An 18,436-nucleotide genomic window follows, 5' to 3' on the forward strand; every position below is an offset into this window, starting at 1 on the left:
TTTAGCCCCCCAAGCTTGCCAAAAGCAGCGATTGCGCCCACTTGGGCGCGGCTATGTCCCTCCCCAAGAAGCCTGAAATCGTCATCATCGGCCGTCCTAACGTCGGCAAGTCCACGCTGTTCAACCGGCTGGTGGGCAAGAAGCTCGCGCTGGTGGACGATCAGCCCGGGGTGACGCGCGACCGCCGGATGGGCGATGCGGTGATCGCGGGGCTTCACTTCACCGTGGTCGATACTGCCGGGTGGGAGGATGAGGACGAACTCAGCCTCCCCGGCCGGATGCGCAAGCAGACCGAGGCGAGCCTCGCCGGCGCGGATGCCGCGCTGTTCGTGATCGATGCGCGCGCGGGCCTCACCCCGCTGGACGAGGAAATCGCCCGCTATCTGCGCGAGCAGGAAGTCCCGGTGGTCGTGGTCGCCAACAAGGCCGAAGGTGCGGCCGGGGAAAGCGGCGCGATGGAAGCCTATGCGCTGGGCCTCGGCGAACCGCTCGCCATGTCGGCCGAGCATGGCGAAGGGATCGCCGATCTGTTCGGCGGGCTCTGGCCGATCATCGGCGCCAAAGCCGAAGAATGGGAAGAGGCCAACGAGCTTACCCGCGCCGAAATCGCTGCGATGGACGAGGATGATCGCCCGTCAGGCCCGTTGAAGCTGGCCATCGTCGGGCGGCCCAATGCGGGCAAGTCGACGCTTATCAACCGCCTGCTCGGCGAAGATCGGCTGCTGACCGGCCCCGAAGCCGGGATCACCCGCGATTCGATCGCGATCGATTGGGAATGGACCGACCCGAAGTCGGCCGAGACCCGCGAGATCCGGCTGATCGACACCGCCGGGATGCGCAAGAAGAAGAACGTCACCGAAAAGCTCGAAAAGCTCTCCGTCGCCGATGCGCGCAGGGCGGTGGACTTTGCCGAGGTCGTGGTGCTGCTGCTCGATGCGACGCAGGGACTTGAACATCAGGATCTCAAGATCGCCTCGCTAGTGCTCGAAGAAGGCCGCGCGCTGATGATCGCGATCAACAAGTGGGACGTGGCCGAGGACGCGAGCAAGCTGTTCAACGGCATCCGCGCGGCGCTCGACGATGGCCTCGCACAGGTGCGCGGGCTGCCGCTGTTCGCCGTGTCTGCCAAGACCGGCAAGGGGCTGGATCAGATGCTCTCCGGCGCCTTCGAGCTGCGCGAGGCATGGTCGAAGCGCGTGCCGACTTCGGCGCTCAACCGATGGTTCGACGATGCGATGGAGGCCAATCCGCCGCCTGCCCCCGGTGGCAAGCGGATCAAGCTGCGCTACATCACGCAGGCGGGAACGCGCCCGCCGCGCTTCGTGATCTTCGGCTCGCGGCTCGACCTGCTGCCCAAGAGCTACGAGCGCTATCTCGTGAACGGCATCCGCGCCAAGCTGGGCTTTGACGCGGTGCCCGTGCGGGTGACGCTCAAGACCAACAAGAACCCCTACGCCAAGGAGTAGCGCAGGTGCTGCTGCTGGACATTCTGGCCTCCGCTGCCGAGCAAGCGCACCGAGCGCCCTTCGCCTTCGAAATCATCGAGCGCACCGCCTCCACCCCGCGGGTGCAGCAGGTGGTGGCGCTGAGCCTTGCGCCTGCGTTCCTGCTCTCGGGCATCGGCGCGATCATGAACGTGATCATGAGCCGCATGATCTGGATCGCCAAGCGGGTCGAGACCATCGATGATCGCCTCGAAGAAGAGCGCACCGCCAAGCAGTTGCTCGAGCATGGCTGGCTGATGCGGCGGCGCAAGCTGGCGCAGGGCGCGATCCTGTTCTCGACTGCAGCGGCGGTGATAATCAGTCTGGTGATCGGCCTGCTGTTTATCTCGGCCTATATCACTGCCCAGATAGGTACCGTGATCGCGGGGCTGTGGGTGCTGACGGTGGTGCTGCTGGTGACGGGTCTGGTGTTCTTCCTGCTCGAAACCCGTCTGGCAGCCATCGGCGCGCAGCCGCCCAAAGACTAGCGCGCAGGCACGAAAAAGGGGCGGCAGCCTCTCTAGGCCCCGCCCCTCTTCGGCCGGCCCATTGGCGAGAGATCAGCCCTCGCCGGCAGCCTGGCTCTGGAGCTGGCAGTAATTGTGCAGCCCCATGCGCTCTATCAGCTCGAACTGGGTTTCGAGGAAATCGACGTGCTCTTCCTCGTTCTTGAGGATGTAGGCGAACAGATCGCGGCTGACATAGTCGCGCACGCTTTCGCAGTGTTCGATCGCGTCCTTGAGCAGCGGAATCGCTTCATGCTCGAGCGCAAGGTCGGCCTTGAGCACTTCCTCGACGTTCTCACCAACCTTCAGCTTGTGGATCGCCTGGAAGTTCGGCAGCGCTTCGAGGAACAGGATGCGCTCGGCCAGCTTGTCGGCGTGCTCCATCTCCTCGATCGATTCGTGGCGTTCATAGGCGGCGAGCTTCTTGAGGCCCCAGTTGTCGAGCACGCGGTAGTGCAGCCAATACTGGTTGATCGCGGTCAGCTCGTTGGTGAGCGCCTGGTTGAGATAGTCGATGACCTTGGGGTCGCCCTTCATCGGGATGCTCCTTGCGAAATATCAAAGCCGGGTTGCGGCGTTGCGTCCTAGATAGACGCTGCCGGGGCCTGTCCGCAAGGGGAGTGAAGAATAAATTCTTTGAGAATCAGCGACTTGCGAGACGTTCGCAATCGCGGATCAAGCCGCCTCTACTGCGAGGAAGTCGCACTTCGCAGCCGCGCGCTCGGCGTCAATGATTTCCTGCGCTTCCTCAAGACATTGGCCGCAATTGGGTCGCTTACCCATGCAAGCATAGGTGGCTTCCGCGTCGCCATCGCAAGTCAGCGCGGCTTTACGCAAATCATTCTCACGGATCGCATTGCAGATGCAGATGTACATGGCCGCTCGAATCACTCCTGCGAAGCGTTTGCAAGAGCGAAGATATGCGAACCATTCTTAATAACAAGTGCCTTTTTGTGCTCCGCATCGCCTCCGCGATGCGAAATCCTTGCTCACACGCCCTTCGGGCGCGTGGCTGCGGGCGCGCGGTCGCGCTTGCGTTCGCCTACTGCGACCGGATCAGCGCATCTCCAAGAGTGCCTTCACTTGCGCAGCGGAAACACCGTCCGATAGGTCAGGCAGCGCCACAGCCATTCGAGCGGGCCGTACCGATAGCGTTCGAGCCACGGCTTGGACCAGGCCAGCATCAACACCCATGCCAACGCCACCACGATGTAGAGCTGCGGCCGGTTGAGCTGGCCGAACAGACCAAGCGCCCAGCCGTGGAAGACCAGCATCATCACCACCGATGTACCCAGATAGTTGGTGAAGGCCGCCCGGCCCGCCGCGCGCACCCGCTCGCCCAGCCAGCCCGTGGCCGAAGGTGCATAGACCACCATCAGCGCGGCAAAGCCCAGCACCATCCACAATCGCGGCAACGGGCTCCAGCCGATCAACGCCGCCATCGTGCCGTAAAAGGTGAAGCCACCCGCTTTGATCACCAGTCCCATGGCAAGATGGGCCAGCGCTCCAAGGATCATTCCGACCCAGCCCCAGCGAACCATCTTCGCACGATCAAACGCTCCGCTAAAGAAGCCCATCCGGTAGAGGGCCACGCCGATCAACATCAATGGGAAGGTTTCAAGACTGAACAGCACCAGATTGACCAGCGGCAGGTGCCATTCCTCGGTGATCCGGTGCATCACCAGCGCGCCGTAATCGCCGGCGATGATCGCGCTGCTCGACACATCGCCTGCCGCCAGCGACTTGTCGATCTGCGCCAGCAGGTTGCTGCGCTGCTCGGCAAGACCAGGTGACGAGGTTCCGAACGGCGTATCGGCGATCAGCCACTGCATGGACATCGAAGCGGCGTAAAACAACACGCCGATCATGTAGCCGCCAAGACCGACCCAGAGCTGGGTCTTGGGCCGCCAGTTGAGGCAGGCAAGCACAAGGAACCCGATCGCGGCATAGTAGAACAGAATATCGCCGGGCCAGATCAGGAAGTTGTGGATCACCCCGAACGCCATCAGGATCGCCAGCCGCCACGCCTGAAGCCCGCGGGTCGCGCCCTTGGCCCACGCCTTCTCCATGAACAGATACATGCCCGCGCCGAACAGCAGAGTGAACAGACCGCGCATCTTTCCATCGATCAGGATGAACTGCGCGATCCACATCCACCCGCCCGGATCGCCCGCATCGACCTTGAATGCGGTCGGATACATATAGGCCTCGAACGGCTGTCCGAAGGCGACGATGTTCGCCGCGAGAATGCCCATCACGGCAAGGCCGCGGATGAAATCCAGCGTCTCGATCCGGGAGCCCTCGGTCACCGGAGCAACCGCAACGCTTCCATCTGCGCTCATGCCTTCGGCCGCGCTAACACTGAGTGCCTCATTCATGGCCGATCCCCCTGCCCTATCCGGGGCGCAGTCTAGCAGGCCTCAGCCACTTGGAAAGACTGTAGGATCAGCGTTGGTCGGACGGTGAACCGGGTTTGCCGATCTAGCCCTGCCCGGCGACGAGGCAGGCCTGCCCCTGCTGCTTCAATGCAGCGCAGGCGCGGGTGGCCTCGCCTTCGCTGGCAAATCCGCTGGCGAGCAGGCGGGTAACCTTGCCGCTGGGGATCAGCGTCTTGGTGGTGCCGGACAGTGCGGGCATGCCAGAAAGCTGCTTCCACATCCGGTCGGCATTGGCAGCGACCCCAAAGGCGCCAAGCTGGACGCGCCACTTGCCCGTCTTACGGGCCGGAGCCGGTGTTGCCGGGACCTTGGCTAAGGGGCGTACGGGCTGTGCCGCTGCAATCGCCGGCGGCTTAGGCAATGTCGTCTGGACCGGTTTCGGGCTCGGGATTGCCGTCGCACCCTTGCCAGACGCCGGGACGGCCGACGGGACAGACGTCACCGCAGGCACGGATGCAGGAGGTTGCGTAGTCACTGCGGGGCGGATCGCCAGATCGACAGCGGCCAGATCGATACTGCGCTGCGAACGGGCAGCCTCGTCAATTTGGCGGGCCAGCGCCTGCGCCTGGCTGCGCTGGGCCGCCGGGACATGAACATCCATCTGCGCCAGCGCATCACGCGCCTGCGGCAGGCCGGCACCATTGGCCAGCGTCATCAAGGCATAGGCGCGCACCCAGTCGCGCGAGGCGTATTCCGCATTGAAGTGCGACAACCCCAGCACATACTGCGCACGCGGGTCGCCGCGCTCGGCTGCGGCCCGGATCATCGGCATCGCCCGTTCCTGCTCGCCCTGCTGGAACAGCATGAGGCCGAAATTGTCGGCCGCTTTCAGGTGGCCACGCCGGGCTGCTTCCTCATAAAGCGCGCGAGCGCGGGCGTTGTCGAGCTCGACTCCGCGACCGAGCCGATAGGCCTGGGCAAGATTGAACAGTGCATCGGGATCGCCGGCCGCGGCCGGAGCCTGCCATTCGCTCACAGCGCGCGCATAATCACCCGTACTCCAAGCGTCGACCCCGTCCTTGACGTCGGCCAAGGCCGGCCCCGCCAGCAGTGCCATACACGCAGCAGTAGCCACGCCAGCCCTCTTCCATGCCATCGTCCGTGTCATGATTTTTTGTCTCGTGCGCCCGTATTCTTGTTGATGAAGCTAGTCTTAACCCGATTACGGTTAGCAAAGCGTTGCCAACGGTCTCGCGATGCCCTGGGCAAGCCGCACAGCAGCCATGGCATCGGTCTGCGCGATGCAGGAAAGCCGTCCTCATTAACCTAAAATTAGGGGTATCCTGCGATCCCGTGGTCATCCAGCCGTTGTCAGGCGTCGCAATAGGGCGGCCCGCAGCGGTTCAATCCAGGGGGACCCAAGCGTTGCGTGTACTCGCTTTGGCATCGCAGAAAGGTGGATCGGGCAAGACCACTCTGTCCGGACATCTCGCCGTCCAGGCCCAGCGCGCTGGCGCTGGCCCGGTGGTATTGATCGACATCGACCCGCAAGGCTCGCTCGCCGACTGGTGGAACGAACGCGAGGCGGAATATCCCGCTTTCGCGCAAACCACAGTGGCGCGACTGGCCAATGATCTTCAGGTGCTGCGTCAGCAGGGCTTCAAGCTCGCGGTCATCGACACGCCGCCGGCCATCACCATGGCGATCCAGTCGGTGATTTCGGTTGCGGAGCTGATTGTCGTTCCGACCCGGCCGAGCCCGCACGACCTGCGTGCCGTGGGTGCCACGGTCGATCTGTGCGAACGCGCCGGCAAACCGCTGGTGTTTGTCGTCAACGCGGCCACCCCCAAGGCCAAGATCACCTCGGAAGCCGCGGTCGCGCTGTCGCAGCACGGCACCGTCGCTCCGATCACTCTGCACCACCGCACCGACTTCGCTGCCTCGATGATCGACGGCCGCACGGTGATGGAAGTCGATCCCGAAAGCCGCAGCGCTGCCGAGATTACGGCCCTTTGGCGCTACATCGCCGACCGGCTCGAAAAGAATTTCCGCCGCACCGTGTTCGCTCCGGCTCCGAGCGGCCAGGCGCAGATGGGCGGCGTGCCGCGTCCCGCCGGTGGCTTCGGCCGCCGCGTGGCGCAGTAATCGAGAAGGAACAGGGCGATGTCCGAACCCGGCTTTGCTTCGCTCGGCCCGACCCTCCTCGCTCGCAAGGGCGGCGCCAAGCCGGCCATGCGTCCGCAGGTGGCCCCGCTCGTGCAGGGCGGCGCCAAACAGGCTGCACTTGCCGAAGACCAGCTTGAAGATCTCGGCTGGAACGACATGGGCGAGTCCGAAACCGAAAGCGGCGCTGACATCGTGCCGATCAACGCCGATGTCTCGCCCCGCCGCTTTACCCGCAACGCTGGCCCCGTGGTTCGCCGTCACCAGAGCCGCTTCGAAGAACGCGTACTCGCCGATGCGGCCATGACCGGCCCGGAAGACCGCGTCCCGCACGAAGATGCTGATATTGAAGCCACCCCGGCTCGCACCTCGGCAATCGCCGCTGGCCGCCGGGCAGCCTTCACGCTGCGGCTTGATGCCGAACGCCACCTCAAGCTGCGGCTCGCCGCGACCATGCAGGGCGTGAGCGCCCAGACGCTGCTGACCGAAGCACTCGATACCATGCTCGCCGAGTTCGACGAACTCGACGTCATCGCCAAACACCTCAAGCGCCACTGATCGGCGCCCGACGACCACCTACGCCACAACACTTTGAACCAGCACGACCCAAGGGGGAAATGACAATGGACCGCAGCATCAAGACCGGACGCAACACCGCGCCGCGCCTCGCGCTTGCCGTCTCGACCGCGCTCGCAAGTGCAGCGCTGGCGGGCTGCGCGGCCTCCGCGCCGCCTGCCGAGATGTCTTTCGCCAGCGCCCAGACGGCGCTCGGCAAGGGTCATGTCGACCGCGCCATCAGCCACGCGGAAGCTGCGGTTCTGGCCGAACCGCGCAACCCAGGTTACCGCGCTCTGCTGGGTGCTGCCTATATGGAAGCAGGCCGTTTCCAGTCGGCTGCGACCAGCTTCGGCGATGCCCTTGATCTCGGCGATGAAAATCCGCGCACCGTGCTCAGCTTCGCCCTGGCGAAGGTCGCTATCGGCGAAGGTCAGGCCGCCGCTACGGTTCTGGATGAATACGCCCATCTGATTGATCCCGCCGATCTCGGCCTTGCGCTGGCGCTCGCCGGACAGCCCGAACGCGGCGTGCACGTGCTGGTGAACGCGGTGCGTGCGAGCGAAACTGCCTCGCCCAAGCTGCGCCAAAACCTTGCTTACACCTATGCCCTCGCCGGCAATTGGCGCGCGGCGCGGGTGATGGCGGCGGAAGATGTGCCCGCAGACCAGCTCGATCAGCGCCTTACCGAATGGGCCGCGATGGCCGCTCCGGAAATGTACGCCGAACGGGTTGCCACCCTGCTCGACATCACCCCGCGCGAAGATGGTGGTCAGCCCCAGCAGCTGGCGCTGGCCAACTTCCCGAGCGATGCCGTGATGGTGGCCGATGCCGCGAGCCAGAGCACCGCGGACGTGTCGGCTGAAGTTTTTGCCGAAGCCGAAGCACCGGCTCCGGTCAGCACCTTCGCACAGGCCTTTGAAACCCCGGCTCCGGCGATCGAGACTGTCGAACCTTCGGCCCCGGCGATCCGCTTTGTTTCGAATCCGGTGGTGCAGGAACTCCCCGCTCCGGCCGTACGCCGTGCGCCTGCCGCGCCGCGAGTGGCTGCTGCCGCACCGCAGCGCCGCATGGCTCCCGCTGCCGAAGCTGCACCCGCCCCTGCCGCCGTCGCGACTCCGGTCGCCGCTGAAACGCTGTCGGGCACCCACCTCGTCCAGCTTGGCGCGTACAGCAGCAAGGCTGAAGCCGAGCGCGGCTGGAACACGCTGAAGGCCAAGTTCCCGCAGCTCAAGGATCGCAACGTTGTCATCACCGAAGCACTGGTGAACGGCCGCACCTTCTTCCGTGTCGCTGCTGACGGTTTCGGCGCGCAGAGCGCCAAGGCGATGTGCGGAACGGTCAAATCGTCGGGTGGTGGCTGCTTTGCCTATGCCGCTTCGAGCCCGCCGGCCGGCGCGGTCAAGCGCGACGTCCGCATGGCCTCGCGTGCCCGCTAAGACTTTCTGGACTCTCCCAGATACTGCTCCCGGAAGGCCCAGCTTTCCGGGAGCTTTTCTATGCGCCGAGCTTGACCCCGCCCTTCCACAGGCCAAGCACGCGGCCTTGCGCACCCTGCCGGTCGAACGGGGTATTGTCGGCGGTGGCCGCCATCTTGCGGCGATCGATGATCCACGGCGCGTCCGGATCGATCAGGGCAAGATCTGCTTCGTACCCGGGGGTCAACTCGCCCGCAGGCACGCCCAGCAACCGCGCCGGATTGCGGGCCAGCAGATCGAAGGCGCGAGCGGTATCGATCACACCATCGCGCACGAGCGTAAGCGTCATGGCGAGCAGGGTTTCGGCACCGGCCATGCCGGGCGCAGCATCCGCGAACGGCAGGCGCTTGTCTTCTGGCCCGCGCGGGTCGTGTCCGCTGGCGATCACATCGATGGTGCCATCGGCGATTGCAGCGAGTGCAGCCTGCCGGTCAGCCTCGCTGCGCAGCGGCGGCGAAAGACGCGCGAAGGTGCGGAAATCAACCATGGCGAGGTCGGACAGCATGAAATGCGCTGGCGTGATCCCGCAGGTCACCGGAAGACCGCGCGCCTTGGCCTCTCGCACCAGCGCAAACCCGCGTGCGGTGGTGACCTGACGGATGTGGAGCCGCGCGCCCGCCAATTCGGCCAGCGCGATGTCGCGGGCGATCGCCAGCGCCTCGGCCTCGGCAGGCGCAGCGGGCAGGCCAAGTCGGGTGGCGATCTCGCCTGCAGTCGCAGCCGTACCTCCGGTCAGCCCGCCGTCCTCGGCATGGGTGACGACCACCAGATCGAGCATGGCGGCATATTGCAACAGCCGCAGCATCACGCCCGAATCCGCGATCCAACGCCGTCCGGTGGCGATTCCGCGGGCACCGGCATCATGCATCAGCGCGATTTCGGCCAGTTCGCGCCCTTCGAGCCCGCGGGTCGCCGCCGCGAGCGGATGCACCCACAGATCGGGCTTACCGCTCTTGGCGATGAACCCGATGCGGCTCGGCAGATCGAGCGGGGGCGACTGATCGGGCATCAGCGCCGCGCGGGTGATCCCGCCGAAGTGGAATGCCGGCTTGTCGACTGCAAACACGCCGAAATCGACGATGCCGGGGGCAACCAGCCGCCCGCGCGCGTCGATCAACGCGTCGTCATCTTCCGCAACCACACCGGCTCCCGCGGCAACAATCACGCCATCGGCACAGCGGACAGCGCCGTTGACCAAGCCGGCCGGCGTGACCAAATGGGCATTGCTGATGGTAAGGGCGCGCGCCTGCTTCATGCCGCCCACCCCTCAACCCCTCGCGCGCCGCGGGTCAGGACGTCGAGGCAGGCCATGCGGATCGCAACCCCCATTTCCACCTGACGCGTAATGAGCGAGCGGTCGGCAAGATCGGCCACTTCGCTGTCGATCTCGACGCCGCGGTTCATCGGTCCGGGGTGCATCACCAGCGCATGCGGCGCGGCGCGTGCCAGCCGCGCGGTGGTAAGCCCGTAAAGGTGGCGATATTCGCGCGCCGAAGGGATGAACTGTCCGCTCATGCGCTCGGATTGCAGTCGCAGCATCATCACCACGTCCGCTCCGGCGAGTGCGGCATCGAAGGCGTGATACACCTCGACACCCATCGCCTCGACCCCGGCGGGCATCAGCGCAGGCGGCGCACACACCCGCACCGTCGCGCCCAGCGCGGTGAGGCACAGGATATTCGATCGGGCCACCCGGCTGTGCAGGATATCCCCGCAGATCACGACCTTGAGACCGGTGAAGTCCTCGCTTGCCTCACCCCGTTCTGCGAGGGCGTGGCGGAGCGTCAAGGCATCGAGCAGAGCCTGCGTGGGGTGCTCGTGACTGCCATCACCCGCATTCAGCACCGGACAATCTACCTTGTCCGCAATCAGACCGGTGGCGCCCGAGGATCCGTGCCGGATCACAATCGCATCAGCGCGCATCGCATTCAGCGTGATCGCGGTGTCGATCAGCGTTTCGCCCTTCTTCACCGAGCTTTGGGCGGCGTGCATGTTGACGACGTCCGCCCCCAGCCGCTTGCCCGCGATCTCGAAGCTCAGGAGTGTCCGGGTGGAGTTCTCGAAGAAGGCATTGATGATGGTGAGGCCCGCCAGCAGATCGGTGTGCTTGGCGCTTTGCCGGTTGAGCGCGACCCATTGTTCGGCCTGATCGAGCAGATAGAGGATCTCATGGCGTGCCAGCCGCCCGATCCCGGTCAGATCACGATGGGGAAACGCCAGTCGCCCAGGCGGAAAGCGGCCCGAAGGCGCTGAAGGTTCGCTCGCACTCATTAAAGCAATGCCCTTAGTCGAGCCTCATCCGTCGCTCAACCCATGGCGTAAGCTTTCCGATAGAAGTTGCGGTGCAAAGCCCCTAGATCGGCTCAACAGATCGCTGGGCCAGGGCAAGAAGGGATGTCTGGATGAGTTTCGTGGGCAAGGTGTGGAAGGTGCTGGTCGGCATCAAGGACGGGCTCGTGCTCCTGTTCATGCTGCTGTTCTTCGTTGCGCTGTTCGGCATCCTTTCGGCTCGCCCCAACTCCGGCAAAGTGCGCGATGGCGCGCTGCTGATCGAGCTTGACGGGACGGTGGTCGAGGAAAAGTCCCTCGTCGATCCGATTTCCGCACTTCTGTCCGGCACAGCGCCGGTGCAGGAATACCGCGCCCGCGATATCATCCGCGCGCTTGATGCTGCAGCGACTGACGACCGCGTGAGGGCGGTCGTGTTCGATCTGACCACCTTCCTTGGCGGCGGACAGGTGCATCTCACCGAAATTGGCGAAGCGATGGAGCGGGTGCGCAAGGCCAAGAAACCGGTGCTCACCTACGCGCTGGCCTATGCCGATGATCACTTGCTGCTGTCCTCGCACGCCAGCGAAGTGTGGCTCGATCCGCAAGGCCTGGCCATCATATCCGGCCCGGGCGGCAGCAATCTCTATTACGCGGGCCTGCTCGAAAAGCTCAGCGTCAACGCCCGCATCTACCGCGCAGGTGACTTCAAGTCGGCCGTCGAACCCTATTCACGCAGTTCGATGTCGGATGAGGCCCGCCAGAACGTCGGCGGGCTTTATGGCGCGCTGTGGGAAGAATGGCAGGCCAACGTCAAGAAGGCCCGCCCGAAACTGGCTGTCACCCGTGTCACGAGCGATCCGGTCGGCTGGATCAACGCGTCCGGCGGCGATCTGGCAAAGGCTGCGCTGGAAGGCGGGCTGGTCGACAAGCTGGGCGACCGCGCCCAGTTCGGTGCCCGCGTGGCGGAAATGGCGGGCGAAGATCCGTGGAGCAATAAACCCGGTGCATTCGCCTCGAGTGACCTCACGGCCTATCTCGCCGATGCCGGGCAGAGCCGGGCTGGCAAGGCAATCGGTGTCATCACGATTGCCGGGGAAATCGTCGATGGTGAAGCCGGGCCGGGCGTCGCCGGAGGCAAGCGGATCGCCGACGTGCTCGACGAAGCGCTCGATGATGATCTTGGCGCACTTGTGGTGCGGGTCGATTCACCCGGCGGCTCGGTGACCGCGTCCGAGGAAATTCGCCGCGCCATCCAGCGTTACCGCGATCGCAAGATCCCGGTCGCGGTCTCGTTCGGCAACGTCGCAGCGAGCGGCGGATACTGGGTGTCGATGTCGAGCGACCGGATCTTCGCTCAGCCGGAGACAATCACCGGATCGATCGGTGTGTTTGCCGTCGTGCCGACCTTCGAGAAGACGGCCGCGCGCATTGGCGTCAATGCCGATGGTTTCCGCACCACGCCGCTCTCTGGCCAGCCAGACTTCATCGGCGGCTTCTCGCCGGAGATGGACGCGATCATGCAAAGCACGATCGCCGGAACCTACAAGGATTTCCTCGCGCTGGTCTCGCGCGGGCGGCGGATGCCGGTCGAACGGGTCGATGCGATTGGCGGCGGCCGCGTATGGGACGGCGGCACGGCGCGCCAGATCGGTCTGGTGGACGAATTTGGCGGGCTTGAGGACGCGCTGGCATGGGCCGCCGCCAAAGCGGGGGCCAAGGATGGCGAATGGCATGCGGTCTATCTCGGCGAGCAGATGGACAATTATGATTCGCTCATTCGCCAGCTGCTGACCGACCGGGCGGGCGAGGCAAGTGCCGCACTGAGTGGCGATATCTTCGCCCTCACCGCGCGCCGCAACGATGATCTGATGACCCGCATGACCCGCGATGCCGAACGCCTGCTGGGCGTGCGCGGCGTGCAGGCCGTCTGCCTCACCTGCCCCGGCGTGGCACCGTCTCGCGCACGGCCTGCGAGCCTCATGCGCGAGGGCCAACTGCCCGGTTGGCTGGCGTGGCTGGCGCTACGCTGAGCCGCCTTCCAAGAATTTGCACGCCCTCCTGCCGCAGTGCTTGCCAAGGGGGTGAGGCCGCATTAAAGGCGCGCGTCTGTCCCTGCCATAAGGCCAGTTCGGACGGGCGCGTAGCTCAGCGGTAGAGCACACCCTTCACACGGGTGGGGTCACAGGTTCAATCCCTGTCGCGCCCACCATCTTTTCAATTCCAAGGGAAAGATGGTGCCAGTTCTGTTGAATGATCTGGTCTAGACCGCGGCGAAAAGCTGCCTCCCTTGCCGCAGTCAATCTCTGGCGATCGCCAGAAAGCCCGACCAGTTAGGCCAAGATTTTGCTTCTAGCCCCTCACGGCCCTTTGTCATAGGCCAGCCGGAATCCGACATTCGATGCTCCCATGCCCGGATCGCGACCCTGACGGCTTTCCGGGCGATAACGGCGGCAATAGTTCGGTGCGCACAGGTAGCTTCCGCCCTTCATCACTCTGCTGGTGAAACCGGGATTGAGCGGATCGTAGGCATCATTCTCGCTCGGCCCGCGCGGATTGTCCCGCCCGGCCGGGTCATGGCCGGGGCGATAGAAGTCAGCCGTCACTTCCCAGACATTACCGACCATGTCGTATAGCCCGAAGGCATTGGGCTTAAAGCATCCGACCGGCGCGATGCCCTTGAATCCGTCCTTGGCGTCGTTGACGACAGGAAACACGCCCTGCCAGCTGTTGGCGCGGGCAGGATCCGGCTGCTCGACATATTTGGAAGCGCCTGCGCTGGCGGCATACTCCCATTCGGCCTCGCTCGGCAGCCGCCCGCGGCGCCATGTCGCATAGGCTTGCATGTCGTCCCACGCGAGATGCACCACCGGTTGATCGGGGACGGCGTCAGGCCCTGACGGGCCATAGGGCTTTCTCCAGTTGGCACCGGGCACATAATCCCACCAGTCGGCATAGTTGCGCGATGGGCGATCAGGCGGGGTAAATACAGCCGAGCCTGGCTCAAGCATGTAGGCGGGGATTTGTTCGACGGGCACGCCGAACTGCGCCGGATCGACGGGTTTTTCAGCGACCGTGACATAATCGGTTGCTGCCACGAATTGCGCAAACTGGCGGTTGGTCACCTCGTGCGGATCGATCCAGAAGTCCTGCACCTGCGTTTCGCGCGGCGGCCCCTCCTCGGCATAGACTTCGCTGCTGCCCATGACGAATGTGCCGCCCTTGATGTAGACAGGTTGGGAAGGGGGGGATGGACAGGTAGTCGCAGAGGCGAAGTCGGCAGCCGACTGCGGTGGAAGTGGATCATTCTGGGTCCCGCCACAAGCGGCAAAGACCAAGGCAAGTATTAGCAGTCCGCCGATTTGTGGGCTTGCGACCCCCGAGAGGGCACGCACCTGATTGAGCTGCAAGGGAAGCTTCCTCTGCCAGTGCCTCATATCAGCTCCCTCTCCTCAAAACCGCCTGCCGACTGACGTTTTAGAACAAATGATTTTCATAAACATGCGCCAAGATAGCGCAATTCACAATCGCGCTCGATGACAGAGACTATTCCACATTACATAAAACAATTTTCTTTACAGGGATGCTATGCACGCTATCATCCCGCCCATAAACAGGACTGCCCCGCCGGCGATATCCAAGCGGAGAACAGGACCGATGAGGGGGACATGGGATGGAAAGCAACAAGCCGTCGGGCGATTCTTTGGGGTCAGCCGCGAGCAGCAGCGTGCCGGCTTCGGCCAGCACGCAGTTCGCCTTTGCGTCGGTCACTACGTTGTTCTTCGCCTGGGGCTTCATCACTTCGCTTATCGACCCGTTGGTCGCAGCGGTAAAAGGAATTTTCAGCCTCTCCGACTTCGAGGCGCAACTGAGCGCGTCGGCCTTTTTCATCGCTTATGGTGTGATGAGCCTGCCTGCCGCAGCGCTGCTGGCGCGCCGCAAGTCGGTGGCAACAGTTCTTATCGCGCTCGTCACGATGATCGCTGGCTGTATGCTGATGCTGCTGGCTGCCAATCTTGCGATCTACGGGCTCGTGCTGCTGGGGCTGTTCATTCTCGCGAGCGGGATCACCATCCTGCAGGTCGCCGCCAATCCGCTTGCGGCGGTGCTGGGGCGACCCGAGCGCAGCCACTTCCGTCTCACTCTCAGCCAAGCGTTCAATAGTCTAGGTACCTTTATTGGTCCCTACCTCGGTGCCCTGCTGTTCCTGAAGGGGGTTGAGGTCAAAGAGGGTGTGGCGATTACGGCGGCGGTGCGTGATGCTGCATTGACCGGGATTGATGCAGCCTTCCTGTGGATCGCGGTGCTCATTACGCTTTTGGCGTTGTTCATCTGGTTTGCCCGCGGCCTGATTACCCGTGCCATGCCCGATGCGTCATCCGATGGCGACCAGCGCTCGGTCTTCGCGATTCTGGCCGAGGCGGCCTCCTCGCACTGGGCGCTGCTCGGCGGCGGAGCGATCTTTCTTTATGTCGGAGCAGAAGTCGCGATTGGCACACAGATGGCGTTGTTCCTCAATAGCGACGATGTGCTGGGAATATCGCTTGAGCAGGCTGGCAAGATGGTTAGCCTCTATTGGGGCGGAGCGATGATTGGGCGGCTGATCGGGTCGGCGCTGCTGACACGCGTTCCAGCGACGACACTGTTAGCCGCTTTCGCAGGGGCGGCAGGGGCCATCTGCCTGTTCGTCGCCGGCGTCGGCGGATCGGTGGCGGGATATGCGGCGCTTGGGATCGGGCTGTTCAATTCGATCATGTTCCCGGTGATTTTTACGCTGACGCTCGAACGGTCGAGCGCAAGCGAGGAGGCCACCTCGGGGTTCCTGTGTTTCTCGATCGTCGGCGGTGCAGCGGTGCCACTGTTGGTCGGGCTGGCATCGGGAGCGACCAGTTACGCGACAGCCTTCGTCGTTCCGGCGGCATGTTATGTGGTTCTGCTGGGCTTTGGGCTCGCTGCCCGCCGCGCCGCGGTGCTTCGCACCGGGTCGGCCGCTTCGTCGGCTGGACACTGAGGAGCAGAACAATGGCTATCCGGCAACTTCAGGGGCAAGCGGTCGAGAAGGTCTGGGGTCAGACTGCGATCCCCGCCATCTATGGCGAGGCTGCAAGGTCGGAAGAACCGATCGGCGAAGTCTGGTTTGCCGATGAGGCAGCGGCGAGCCTCTTGGTGAAGCGTCTTTTTACTTCCGAGAAGCTCTCGATCCAGGTTCATCCCAATGACGAACAGGCGCGCGCGAGCGGCCATGTGCGGGGCAAGGAGGAGGCGTGGTACGTGCTCTCCGTCGAACCCGGTGCCACTATCGGTGCAGGCTTCACGCACGACCTCTCGCCCGAACAGCTTCGCGCCGCCGCGCTTGATGGCAGTATCGAGGAGCTGATGGTCTGGCATCCGGTCAAGCCGGACGACTTTTTCTACGTTCCCGCAGGCACAGTCCATGCGATTGGCGCGGGGCTCTCGCTGCTCGAGATCCAACAGAATGTCGATCTGACCTACCGGCTTTACGACTATGGTCGCCCTCGCCCGCTACATCTCGACGATGGCATCGCCGCTTCGGTGGCCGGGCCATTCGCGCACCATCCGATCCGCGCGGTAGGTCCGTCGCGCGAAGTGCTTATCGAGGCCCCCAAATTCGTGATCGAACGTCTGCGGGGACCATACGATCATCACATTGCGGCCAGCTCTTCCATTCCGGTTTGGCTCATGCCGATTGCGTCGGTTTGCATGGCCGATGGGACGGAACTCGTGCCGGGAACGGTATGGCTGGCCGATGCGGCAGTCGATGTGATTTTGGAAGCCGGTGGCGCAATGCTTATCGCATATGGAAGAGACGCGCAGGCATGAGAATTACGGGCTGCAACACGCCCGCCGCAGGAAAGAGGTAGAGGATGGCTATGACCGGAATTCGCTCGCTTTGCAGGACGGCCTTTGCCGGCTTCGCGGTTGCGATGATTGCCCTTTCGGTAAGCGCCATGCCGGAGACTGCGGTGGCGCAAGCGAGCAAGCCGCGCCCCCAGCCCAACATAATTTTCATCCTCAACGATGACCAGCGCTTCGACGCGATGGGCTTCCTCGATCCGGCCTTGAATACCCCGAACATGGACCGGATCGCACGCGAAGGCGTGTATTTTCCCAACGCCTTCGTCACCACTGCGCTGTGCAGCCCGAGCCGGGCCTCGATCCTCACCGGGCAATATATGCACAACCACGGCATCGCCGATAACAACATCAAGTTCCGTCCCGGGGCTTTCTTCTTCCCGATGGCCCTGCAAGCCGCAGGCTACCGCACCGCTTTCATCGGCAAATGGCACATGGGCGGCCACAGCGATGATCCCCAGCCGGGGTTCGACCGCTGGATCAGTTTCAAAGGCCAGGGCGAATATCTGCCCGATGACGGCAAGGGCGGCCCGCGCCATACTCTCAATGTCGATGGCAAACGCGTGGAACGCCAAGGCTACATCACCGATGAGCTCAACAGTTACGCGCTCGACTTCCTCAGGAAGCAGCGCAACGACAAGCCCTTCTTCCTTTATCTCAGCCACAAGGCAGTGCACGCCGACTTCATCCCGGCGAAGCGTCACGAAGGCACGCTCAGCCGGGACGCGATCAAGCTGCCCGACAGCATGGCCGATACGCCGGAAAATTACGCCGACAAGCCACGCTGGACCAAGGATCAGCGCAATTCCTGGCACGGGGTCGAATTCCCTTATCACTCAACGATGGACGTGATCGATTTCAAGCTACGCTATAACCAGACGCTCTCCTCGGTGGACGAAGGCATCGGTGAAATCATCGCGACGCTGCAGAAGAAGGGAATGCTCAAGAACACCATCGTGGTGATGATGGGCGACAATGGCTTCATGTTTGGCGAACACGGGATGATCGACAAGCGGAGCGCCTATGAGGAATCGATGCGTGTGCCGCTGATCGCCTTTGGCGGCGGCATGCCAAAGGGGCGTGTGGTCAACCAGATCGTTGCCAATATCGACATTGCTCCGACCTTCCTGGCGCTCGCCGGCGTAAAGGCGCCTCAGGGCGTCCGTTTCGACGGTATGAGTTACGCCGATCTGTTGCTGGGCCGCCCGTTCGATGGGCCGTGGCGGACCTCACTCAATTACGAATATTACTGGGAATACAATTACCCCCAGACCCCCACGACCTTCGCGCTGCGCGGCGATCGCTATAAGTATATCCAGTATCACGGCATCTGGGACACCGAGGAGCTTTACGACCTCCAAGAAGATCCCAAGGAGATGAAAAACCTGATCGCCGATCCCAAACTACGGCCGGTGGTCAGGAAAATGCGTGCGGACCTGTTTGCCGGGCTTGATCCGCAGCAGGAACGATCGAGCGTGACCTTTACCGAGCGGACAGACGAAGGATCGGTTCTGCGGAACCGGAACGGTTCGGGACCGGGAAGCTTTCCCGATCGCTGGCTGCGCGACGGGACAGAAGGTGATTTGAGAAACGGGATGAAGTCCGAGGGCGGAAAGCCTGCCCCGCATTAAGATAGGACCGTCTCGGCAATTGCGAAAAATTGCACTAACGAGGCCAGGCGACTAGAGCCGTCGTAGGATACGCCGGCCCGGAACTGGAGAAAGCGCACC

The 18,436-nt window shown here is 63.6% G+C and carries 16 protein-coding genes and 1 tRNA gene; 10 read left to right on the forward strand and 7 right to left on the reverse strand.

The features are described from left to right. Positions 1-53 precede the first annotated feature (53 nt). Both der and BG023_RS13655 read left to right on the forward strand, forming a co-directional pair. Positions 54-1,466: a ribosome biogenesis GTPase Der gene (gene der, locus BG023_RS13650; RefSeq protein WP_069310926.1), complete on the forward strand. Its 1,413-nt coding sequence runs from the start codon at positions 54-56 to the stop codon at positions 1,464-1,466. A 5-nt stretch (positions 1,467-1,471) separates the two neighbouring features. Beyond that, positions 1,472-1,972: a DUF2721 domain-containing protein gene (locus tag BG023_RS13655; RefSeq protein ID WP_233993016.1), complete on the forward strand. Its 501-nt coding sequence runs from the start codon at positions 1,472-1,474 to the stop codon at positions 1,970-1,972. Positions 1,973-2,044: 72 nt separating this feature from the next. On the opposite strand, the gene bfr is transcribed toward BG023_RS13655, so the two are convergent. The 4 genes from bfr to BG023_RS13675 form a co-directional block, all read right to left on the reverse strand. After that, positions 2,045-2,527: a bacterioferritin gene (gene bfr / locus BG023_RS13660; protein WP_069310927.1), complete on the reverse strand. Its 483-nt coding sequence runs from the start codon at positions 2,525-2,527 to the stop codon at positions 2,045-2,047. Positions 2,528-2,665: 138 nt separating this feature from the next. Next, positions 2,666-2,866 carry a (2Fe-2S)-binding protein gene (locus BG023_RS13665; protein WP_069310928.1) on the reverse strand — a complete coding sequence of 67 codons (201 nt, stop codon included), beginning with the start codon at positions 2,864-2,866 and terminating at the stop codon, positions 2,666-2,668. Between the two features lie 203 nt (positions 2,867-3,069). Further along, positions 3,070-4,368, reverse strand: a complete 1,299-nt coding sequence (locus BG023_RS13670) for a DUF418 domain-containing protein (protein ID WP_069310929.1) — start codon at positions 4,366-4,368, stop codon at positions 3,070-3,072. A gap of 103 nt (positions 4,369-4,471) precedes the next feature. Next, a complete protein-coding gene (locus BG023_RS13675) occupies positions 4,472-5,503 on the reverse strand; it encodes an SPOR domain-containing protein (protein ID WP_233993017.1) in 1,032 nt (343 codons plus the stop codon). Positions 5,504-5,793: 290 nt separating this feature from the next. Here BG023_RS13675 and BG023_RS13680 point away from each other — a divergent pair, with 290 nt between their 5' ends. The 3 genes from BG023_RS13680 to BG023_RS13690 all read left to right on the forward strand — a co-directional run bounded on the left by BG023_RS13680 (position 5,794) and on the right by BG023_RS13690 (position 8,525). After that, positions 5,794-6,513 (forward strand): ParA family protein, encoded by a 720-nt coding sequence (locus BG023_RS13680; protein WP_069310931.1) that lies wholly within the window; start codon positions 5,794-5,796, stop codon positions 6,511-6,513. An 18-nt stretch (positions 6,514-6,531) separates the two neighbouring features. Further along, positions 6,532-7,089, forward strand: a complete 558-nt coding sequence (locus BG023_RS13685; RefSeq protein WP_069310932.1) for a hypothetical protein — start codon at positions 6,532-6,534, stop codon at positions 7,087-7,089. A 65-nt stretch (positions 7,090-7,154) separates the two neighbouring features. After that, on the forward strand, positions 7,155-8,525 hold the full coding sequence (locus tag BG023_RS13690; protein ID WP_069310933.1) for an SPOR domain-containing protein: 1,371 nt from the start codon (positions 7,155-7,157) through the stop codon (positions 8,523-8,525). 58 nt (positions 8,526-8,583) lie between these two features. Here BG023_RS13690 and BG023_RS13695 read toward each other — a convergent pair whose 3' ends face one another. Further along, positions 8,584-9,819, reverse strand: a complete 1,236-nt coding sequence (locus BG023_RS13695) for a dihydroorotase (RefSeq protein WP_069311349.1) — start codon at positions 9,817-9,819, stop codon at positions 8,584-8,586. Then, positions 9,816-10,835 carry an aspartate carbamoyltransferase catalytic subunit gene (locus BG023_RS13700; RefSeq protein ID WP_069310934.1) on the reverse strand — a complete coding sequence of 340 codons (1,020 nt, stop codon included), beginning with the start codon at positions 10,833-10,835 and terminating at the stop codon, positions 9,816-9,818. Before BG023_RS13700 ends, BG023_RS13695 begins: the two co-directional genes overlap by 4 nt. A 131-nt stretch (positions 10,836-10,966) precedes the next feature. Here BG023_RS13700 and sppA point away from each other — a divergent pair, with 131 nt between their 5' ends. Both sppA and BG023_RS13710 read left to right on the forward strand, forming a co-directional pair. Continuing rightward, positions 10,967-12,865: a signal peptide peptidase SppA gene (sppA, locus tag BG023_RS13705; protein ID WP_069310935.1), complete on the forward strand. Its 1,899-nt coding sequence runs from the start codon at positions 10,967-10,969 to the stop codon at positions 12,863-12,865. A 104-nt stretch (positions 12,866-12,969) separates the two neighbouring features. After that, positions 12,970-13,044 (forward strand) — tRNA-Val (locus tag BG023_RS13710). Between the two features lie 148 nt (positions 13,045-13,192). On the opposite strand, the gene BG023_RS13715 is transcribed toward BG023_RS13710, so the two are convergent. Then, on the reverse strand, positions 13,193-14,227 hold the full coding sequence (locus tag BG023_RS13715; RefSeq protein WP_257784913.1) for a formylglycine-generating enzyme family protein: 1,035 nt from the start codon (positions 14,225-14,227) through the stop codon (positions 13,193-13,195). 278 nt (positions 14,228-14,505) lie between these two features. Between BG023_RS13715 and BG023_RS13720 the strand changes: the two genes are divergently transcribed. The 3 genes from BG023_RS13720 to BG023_RS13730 are packed head-to-tail and all read left to right on the forward strand — an operon-like array spanning position 14,506 to position 18,337. Further along, on the forward strand, positions 14,506-15,843 hold the full coding sequence (locus BG023_RS13720; RefSeq protein ID WP_083234714.1) for a sugar MFS transporter: 1,338 nt from the start codon (positions 14,506-14,508) through the stop codon (positions 15,841-15,843). 11 nt (positions 15,844-15,854) lie between these two features. Continuing rightward, positions 15,855-16,673, forward strand: coding sequence for a class I mannose-6-phosphate isomerase (locus tag BG023_RS13725; protein ID WP_069310937.1), 819 nt, complete (start codon positions 15,855-15,857; stop codon positions 16,671-16,673). A 44-nt stretch (positions 16,674-16,717) separates the two neighbouring features. Continuing rightward, on the forward strand, positions 16,718-18,337 hold the full coding sequence (locus BG023_RS13730) for a sulfatase family protein (protein WP_069310938.1): 1,620 nt from the start codon (positions 16,718-16,720) through the stop codon (positions 18,335-18,337). Positions 18,338-18,436: the final 99 nt, after the last annotated feature.

Source organism: Porphyrobacter sp. LM 6 (assembly GCF_001720465.1).
Classification (GTDB): Bacteria; Pseudomonadota; Alphaproteobacteria; order Sphingomonadales; family Sphingomonadaceae; genus Erythrobacter.

Coding starts and splice junctions, on each gene's coding strand:
- der (WP_069310926.1), top strand. CDS start 54: ATGTCCCTCCCCAAGAAGCCTGAAATCGTCATCATCGGCCGTCCTAAC.
- BG023_RS13670 (WP_069310929.1), bottom strand. CDS start 4,368: ATGAATGAGGCACTCAGTGTTAGCGCGGCCGAAGGCATGAGCGCAGAT.
- BG023_RS13665 (WP_069310928.1), bottom strand. CDS start 2,866: ATGTACATCTGCATCTGCAATGCGATCCGTGAGAATGATTTGCGTAAA.
- sppA (WP_069310935.1), top strand. CDS start 10,967: ATGAGTTTCGTGGGCAAGGTGTGGAAGGTGCTGGTCGGCATCAAGGAC.
- BG023_RS13730 (WP_069310938.1), top strand. CDS start 16,718: ATGGCTATGACCGGAATTCGCTCGCTTTGCAGGACGGCCTTTGCCGGC.
- BG023_RS13720 (WP_083234714.1), top strand. CDS start 14,506: ATGGAAAGCAACAAGCCGTCGGGCGATTCTTTGGGGTCAGCCGCGAGC.
- BG023_RS13690 (WP_069310933.1), top strand. CDS start 7,155: ATGGACCGCAGCATCAAGACCGGACGCAACACCGCGCCGCGCCTCGCG.
- BG023_RS13685 (WP_069310932.1), top strand. CDS start 6,532: ATGTCCGAACCCGGCTTTGCTTCGCTCGGCCCGACCCTCCTCGCTCGC.
- BG023_RS13725 (WP_069310937.1), top strand. CDS start 15,855: ATGGCTATCCGGCAACTTCAGGGGCAAGCGGTCGAGAAGGTCTGGGGT.
- BG023_RS13695 (WP_069311349.1), bottom strand. CDS start 9,819: ATGAAGCAGGCGCGCGCCCTTACCATCAGCAATGCCCATTTGGTCACG.
- bfr (WP_069310927.1), bottom strand. CDS start 2,527: ATGAAGGGCGACCCCAAGGTCATCGACTATCTCAACCAGGCGCTCACC.
- BG023_RS13700 (WP_069310934.1), bottom strand. CDS start 10,835: ATGAGTGCGAGCGAACCTTCAGCGCCTTCGGGCCGCTTTCCGCCTGGG.